General features: G+C 76.4%; 5 protein-coding genes. All 5 read right to left on the minus strand.

The genetic code is table 11. The features are described 5' to 3' along the window. Nucleotides 1-2: 2 nt before the first annotated feature. The 5 genes from ACZ5D2_RS18410 to ACZ5D2_RS18430 all read right to left on the minus strand — a co-directional run bounded on the left by ACZ5D2_RS18410 (nt 3) and on the right by ACZ5D2_RS18430 (nt 6,086). Nucleotides 3-1,145, minus strand: coding sequence for a GNAT family N-acetyltransferase (locus tag ACZ5D2_RS18410; protein WP_371678143.1), 1,143 nt, complete (start codon nt 1,143-1,145; stop codon nt 3-5). Further along, nucleotides 1,142-1,867, minus strand: coding sequence for a YveK family protein (locus tag ACZ5D2_RS18415; RefSeq protein ID WP_468930419.1), 726 nt, complete (start codon nt 1,865-1,867; stop codon nt 1,142-1,144). Before ACZ5D2_RS18415 ends, ACZ5D2_RS18410 begins: the two co-directional genes overlap by 4 nt. A gap of 103 nt (nt 1,868-1,970) precedes the next feature. After that, on the minus strand, nt 1,971-3,389 hold the full coding sequence (locus ACZ5D2_RS18420) for a glycosyltransferase (protein WP_468930421.1): 1,419 nt from the start codon (nt 3,387-3,389) through the stop codon (nt 1,971-1,973). Continuing rightward, nucleotides 3,386-4,162 carry a polysaccharide deacetylase family protein gene (locus ACZ5D2_RS18425; protein WP_468930424.1) on the minus strand — a complete coding sequence of 259 codons (777 nt, stop codon included), beginning with the start codon at nt 4,160-4,162 and terminating at the stop codon, nt 3,386-3,388. Before ACZ5D2_RS18425 ends, ACZ5D2_RS18420 begins: the two co-directional genes overlap by 4 nt. Next, on the minus strand, nt 4,152-6,086 hold the full coding sequence (locus ACZ5D2_RS18430; protein ID WP_468930427.1) for a lipid II flippase MurJ: 1,935 nt from the start codon (nt 6,084-6,086) through the stop codon (nt 4,152-4,154). Before ACZ5D2_RS18430 ends, ACZ5D2_RS18425 begins: the two co-directional genes overlap by 11 nt. Nucleotides 6,087-6,562 lie beyond the last annotated feature (476 nt).

Here is a 6,562-nt window from a genome sequence, read left to right on the forward strand (position 1 = left end):
GGTCATCGCACCCGCAGTTCGTTCAGCCGCGCCCGCCAGTCCCGGGCGGCCGGCAGCGCCTCGCGCAGCGCGTCCACCGCCCGCTCGCGCCCCGTGACCTGCGACTCGTGCAGCCGCAGCAGGGGCGCGAGCGCATTGGTGGCCAGCAGGAGACGCTGGTTGACGACCGTCTCGGGACGCCAGTGGTTCTTGTACGGCTCGTTGCCGCGCAGGAAGCTCACCACCGGCCGTCCCTCGGCCAGGGCCCGGCCGGCCTCGTAGCGCAGCAGCAGCGCCGCGACGTCGACCTTGCGCTCCCTCAGTTCCGGATCGGCGCCGTACAGGTAGCCGCCGCTCAGCCCGGCGGACAGCAGCGTGACGTTGGCCGCCACCACCGCGCCGTCCAGCCGGAACTCCGTCAGCCGCCCCTCCCCCGCCCGCACCATCCGCCGGGTGGCCCGGGTCAGGTGCTCGGCGAACCGGGGCCGCAGGTGTTCGGGGGTGACCCCCCGGCCGCGCCACTGCTTCTCGTGGAGCCGCAGCAGGGTCCGTACGGCCCCCGGCACCTCGTCCTCGGTGACCTCGTGCTCCTCGATCCCGGCGGCGTCGGTCTTGCGCAGCTTGGCCCGCACCCGCTGGGCGCCGGAGGCCGGCATCCGTTTGACGAGCTCGTCGAAGGGCAGCGCGGGCAGTTCCATGCAGGTGGAGTCGGCCAGTTTGCCGGTCACCCCGGGCCACGCCTCGTACAGTGCCTCGGCCGCCGCCCCCGGCCGTACCTCGCGCAGGTCCACGACCGCGCTGCGGGCGGCCCGGTGCAGCCCGTGGGCCAGGGCGGGCACGACCTGGCCGGCGTACCCGTCGGCCACGAGCACGTCGAAGTAGTCGGTGATGGGCCCGCCCAGCGGCACCAGCCGCGGCAGCGGCCGGTGTACGAGCATCAGCGCGGCGGCGCCGACCAGTTCCTCGCCCCGCCGCACGAGCAGGACCCGCAGCCGGCCCTCCTTCCCGTACGAGAGCCACCACGAGTGGAGCCAGGCGTGGCTCTGGAAGGGGGTGGCGGTGCGACAGCCCCGGACGAGCCGGTTCCACGGTTCCTCCAGCGCGGCGAACTGCCGGGGGTCGCGGCACATCGTCACCGTCAGGGCCCCGGTGGAGCCCCGCGTCATCGCACGGACTCCTTCTCCTTGGTCTCGGAGTGCTCGCCCTGGGCGGGCAGCGAGGCGTACTCCTCCACGACCGGCAGCGCCTCGTCCTCCTGCTTGCGGCGGCCGGGCCGGGCCAGCAGCCACAGCCCGCCCAGCAGCCCGCCCGCGCACAGTCCGACGGCGCCGCTGACGGGGGCCGACGGGGAGGCGGGGTCGGCGGGCGCGACGGCCTGGTTGAACAGGAGCAGTTGCACGCCGGTGTTCTTGGCGGCCTGGTTGCTGCTCAGGGTGAGCGCGTCGGCGACGGCGTTGGCGATGTCGGCGGCCTCGGAGGGGCTCTTGGACATCCCGGTGATGGCGATCATCGGCGAGTCGGGGGAGGTCTCGGTACGGACCTGGGTGCGCAGGCGGCGGGCGTCGATGCCGGCGCGGGGCTGGGCGTAGGCGAGGGTGGAGCTGCTGGTGGCGATGCGTCCGTAGGCCTGGGCGAAGCCGAGGGCGGTCGCGGGCTCGGTGGTCTCGTTGGGGACGGCGACGACGTAGCCGGTGGCGGCGTACTCGGGGGCCTTGAGGACCCCGTACGCCCCGCCCGCGGCGAGGCCGAGCAGGGCGCAGGCGGGCAGGGGCCACCAGGCGGGCGGTGGCAGCAGCCGGCGCTTGCGCTCCGAGCGGTGGTCGGGACGGTGGTCGGGACGGTGGTCGGGACGGTGGTCGGACTTCTTCTGGTCGGTGGTGTCGGCCATGTGCGGTGCTCGCTTCCTGGGTGGAGGGGAGTTCGTTCACCCCCGCCCGTCCCCCGGCCGGGGGGCGGTGCTCAGGGGGTGGGGTGCGGGTGCGGGGCCGGGGTCAGGCCCCGCCGGGTGCGGGGGCGTCCGCCGCGGTACGGGGCGCGGCCCCCGGAGTGGTCGCGGCGGCCGGCCCGGGGCCGGGGCCCGATGCGGCCCCGGGGCCGGGCACGGCGGTGGGGCCGGGCACGGCGGTGGGGCCGGGCACGGCGGTGGGGCCGGGCACGGCGCCCGGGGCCGGGCCCGGGGCCGTGTCCGGGGCCGTGTCCGGGGCCGGGGCGCGGTCGGTCCCGTCGGGGCCGGGCACGGCCTGGGGTGCCGGTTCCGGTGCCGCACCCGGAGCCGGAGCCGGAGCCGGTACGGGGGCGGCCAGGGCGAGGGAGTAGACGTCGAGGAGCTGCCGGGCGGTGCGGGCGATGTCGTAGCGGCGTACCACCGGGGGCGCGGGGAGCCGGCGGGCGCCCGCTTCCATCTGCCCGCGCAGGGCGGCGACGAGTTCCTCCGTGCCGGGCCCGATCCGCCGCGCCCCGGGCGCCCGGTCGGCGGGCAGGTCGTCGATGGCGGGGCAGGTCACGTGGAGCACGGGGAGTCCGGCGGCCAGGGCCTCGACCACGGCGAGCCCGAAGGCCTCCTCCGTGGACGGGGACACGAAGACGTCCATGGCGGCGAGCAGGGAGGGGATCCCGGGGGTGCGCCCGTCGGGGCTGTCGCCGAGCGGGTCGCGCTCCCCCAGGAGGTGGATGCGGCCCTGCGCGCCGAGTTCGGCGGCGAGCGTGCGCAGCGCGGCCCGCTCCGGCCCGTCCCCGGCGAGGAGCAGGTGGGCGCCGGGCAGCGCGGCGACGGCCCGGACGAGTACGTCGAACCGCTTGCCGGGCACCAGTCTGCCGACCCCGCCGACCACGAAGGCCCGTTCGGGCAGCCCCGTGCGGGCCCGGGTGGCGCGGCGGGCTCCTTCGTCGTAGCGGAAGCGTGCGGCCTCGATCCCGTTGGGGACCACGTGGATGCGGGCGGCGGGCACGCCCCAGCCCTCCAGGCGGGCCGCCACGGTGTCCGATACGGCGACGGTGGCGGAGCCGAGCCGTTCGCCGGCCAGGTAGAGGGCCCGGACCCCGCCGGTCAGGGGGCGGCCTTCGATCTCGGCCTCGCCGAGGGAGTGTTCGGTGGCGACGACGGCCCGTACTCCGGCGAGCCGGGCGGCGAGGCGCCCGTAGACGCAGGCCCGGTAGAGGTGGGTGTGGACCAGGTCGTAGCGGCCGTTGCGGATGAAGCGGGCCAGGCGGGGCAGGGCGCCCAGGTCGCGGTTGCCGCGCATGCCGAGGTGGACGACCCGGACGCCGTCGGCGCGCAGTCCTTCGGCGACCGGCCCGGGGTTGGTGAGGGTCAGGACGTCGCAGGGCATCGGCATGTGACGCAGCAGGAGCCGCAGTTGCTGCTCGGCGCCGCCGACGCCGAGTCCGGTGATGACGTGGAGGGCCTTCACGGCAGGACCACCCGTCGCAGTTCGCGCAGCCGGTGGCGGAGCTGCTTGATCCGCATCCGGCCGCGGCCGTCGGCCTGGCTGACGTGGGTGCGGGGCAGGGCGTGCGGGCCGGTGAGCCGGCCGGGGGTGATCGCGCAGGCGTACGCGTATCCCGCGGTCCGGGTGGCTTCGACGACGCGGGCGTCGAGGTGTCCGTAGGGGTAGCAGAAGCCCCGGGGAAGGCTGCCGGTCAGTTCGCGCAGCAGGTCGCGGCTGCCGCGCAGTTCCTGCCGCAGGACGTCGTCGGGGGCTGTGGTGAGGTCCTGGTGGAGCAGTCCGTGCGAGCCGATCTCCGTTCCGCCGGCGGCGGCTTCGCGGATCCCCTCGGCGGTGAGGAGGGACTTGCGCGGGCCGAGCGGGTCCCACACGTTGTCGACGCCGAGCCGTCCGGGCAGGACGAACAGGGTGGCGGTGCAGTCGTAGCGGCGCAGCAGGGGCAGGGCGCCGGTGAGGAAGTCGGTGTAGCCGTCGTCGAAGGTGAGTGCGACGAGGCCGCGCCCCTGTCCGGCGGCGCGGGCCCGCAGCAGTTCGCCGACGGACACCCCGCGCAGTTTCCGGGTGCGCAGCCACTGCAGCTGGGCCTCCAGGGCGCCGGGGGTGACGGTGATCCCGTACGGGTCCTCGGCGGGGTCGGTGAACTCGGCGACCGAGTGGTACATCAGGACCCACGGCGATGCGGACCGGCGGGCGGGGCCCTCCACGGCGGGGGGTGCCGTATCGGTGTCAGCGGACATTGCGGAACCTCTGGGTGAGCTGGGTCAGGCGGGTGGTGAGCCGGGCGGTGATCTGGGTGATCTGGGCGGGCAGGGAGGTGACTTCGATGGCCCGCATGGCCGTGCCGGTGGCTCCGAACATGGCCGGGACCAGCAGGCAGCCGAGGGCGGCGCTGAGCAGGGGGTCGGGGATCATCGGGCCGGCGAGCCAGCCGGTGCCGCCGGCGGCGACGGCGGCGACGGCGAGGCGTCCGATGCTGAGGGCGACGCGGCGGACCTGGATGGCGACGATGCGGGAGCCGAGTCCGGTGAGCAGGAGGGCGGCGGTGGTGGAGATGCCGGCGGCGTTGGCGGCGGCGATGCCGTAGGTGCCCCACCAGCCGACGGCGAGGGCTCCGGCCACGATGTTGACGAGCAGCCCGGCGCCCATCGCGAGCGCCGGGAACCAGGTGGGCCGGGCGGTCGAGAAGAAGGGCCGGGAGAGCGCTCCGACGAGGCAGTGGCCGAGGAGTCCGAGTCCGTAGACGCGCATGACGTCGGCGGTGGCGAGGGTGTCGCGGTGGGTGAAGGCGCCGCGTTCGAAGAGGACCTGGATGATCTGCGGTGCGTAGCCGATGACGAGGGCGCTGCCGATGAGGACGGCGAGGGAGGCGAGGGCGAGGTCCTGTTCCACCCGGCGCCGGGCCTTCTCGCGTTCCCCGCCGGCCATGGCCTGGGCGACGACGGGGAAGGTGACGGTGCAGATCATCAGGGAGAGCACCATCGGCATCTGCGCGACCTTCTGCGCGTAGTTGAGGTGCGAGATGGCGCCCGGGGGGAGGGAGGCGGCGAGGAAGCGTTCGACGAGGACCTGGGACTGCCGGAAGACGGCGAAGAAGATGACGGGCGCGATGAGTCCGAAGGCGAGGAGGGTGGGCCGGTCCCGGTCGCGCTGGCTGCGGGGGGCTCCCTTGGCGCGGGTCGGTCCGAAGCCGACGTTGCGGATGAAGGCGGGGAGCTGGACGAGGACCATCAGCAGTCCGCCGACGGCGACTCCGGCGGCGGCGGCGCGCACTCCCCACAGGGCGTGGAGGGCGACCATCGTGCCGATGATCCCGACGTTGTAGGAGACGTAGATCGCGGCGGGCGGGACGAAGGAGCGGTGGGCGCGCAGGGCGGCGCTGAAGTAGCCGGCGACGCCGAAGGTGAGCACGGTGAGGGCGGTCATCCGGGTGCACTGGACGGCCAGTTCGGGGTCGGGCAGGCCGGGGGCGAGCAGTCCGACGACGAGCGGGGCCGCGACGATCAGTACGGAGGCGACGGCGGCCAGGAACACGGCGAGCCGCGGCAGGGTCGCGCCGACGAGGAGCCGTACGGGGTCGGCCGCGCGGGCCTCCCTGCGGGTGAGGCCGGCCCGGCTGGCGGCGCGGCGGGCGAGGGCGTGGCTGAAGGCGGGCACCATCAGCAGGGCCATGGCGTCCTCGATCAGCAGGGTCGAGGCCATTTCGGGGACGGTCCAGGCGATCAGGAAGGCGTCGCTGTCGTGTCCGGCGCCGAAGAGGTGCGCGATGGTCTGGTCGCGGACGAGGCCGAAGACGGCTCCGGCGGCGGTCAGTCCGGCGGTGACGGCGGCGGCCTTGGCGAGGAACCGTCCGAGCGGGGCGGGGCCGTTGCCGGAGCCGCCGGCTCCGACGCCCGGCCCGCCGGCGGCCCGTCGCCGCCCGGCCTGCCCGGGCTGACCGGGCCGGGCGGCGCCGGCCGGTACGGGGCCCGGCACGGCTGCTCCCGGTCCGGTGGCCGGTCGCCGGCCGGGCCGGTGCCCGGTGTCGCCGGTGCCGGTGCGGCGCCCCGCGAGGGCGTAGCCGGGTGCCGCTTCGGGCGTGGGCGGTCCGGCGGGCCGGGTCCCGGGGCGGGCGTCGGCGCGTACGGAGGCCCGTCGGCCCGCGGGCACGGCGTCGGCCTCCACGTCCCGACGGGACAGACCACCCTGCCCGGCCTGCCCGGCCTGCCCGGCCCGCCCGGCCTGCCCGGCCTGCGGCTCCTCGGCCCCGGCCGTGCCCGCACCGGCGAGGCCCGGCGCGTCCGGCGTCGCCGGTGCGGGCGCGGCCCCCGCGGAGGAACCGGTTCCGGTGGACCCCGGGGATCCGGCGGAACCGGAACCGGGAGAACCCGCGGATCCGACGGACCCGGGACCAGCGGCGGGACCGGGGAATCCCGCCGGACCGGAGAAACCGCCGGAACCCACGGACCCGGAAGAACCCCCCGGACCGGAGAAGCCGGAGGAGCCCGCAGCCCCGGAAGGACCGGTGGGGCCTGCGGAGCCGGGTGGCGGGGCCGGGTGCGGGGGGGGGGGGGGGGGGGTGGGGGGGTGGGGGGGGGGGGGGGGGGGGGGGGGAAGAGGGGGGGGGGGGGGGGGGGGGGGGAAGGAAGGGGGGGGAAAAA

Source organism: Streptomyces sp. NPDC031479, from assembly GCF_055581065.1.

Bases quoted from the DNA above. Each gene is read 5' to 3' on its own strand.
- ACZ5D2_RS18410 (WP_371678143.1), bottom strand. From the start codon at position 1,145: ATGACGCGGGGCTCCACCGGGGCCCTGACGGTGACGATGTGCCGCGAC.
- ACZ5D2_RS18415 (WP_468930419.1), bottom strand. From the start codon at position 1,867: ATGGCCGACACCACCGACCAGAAGAAGTCCGACCACCGTCCCGACCAC.
- ACZ5D2_RS18425 (WP_468930424.1), bottom strand. From the start codon at position 4,162: ATGTCCGCTGACACCGATACGGCACCCCCCGCCGTGGAGGGCCCCGCC.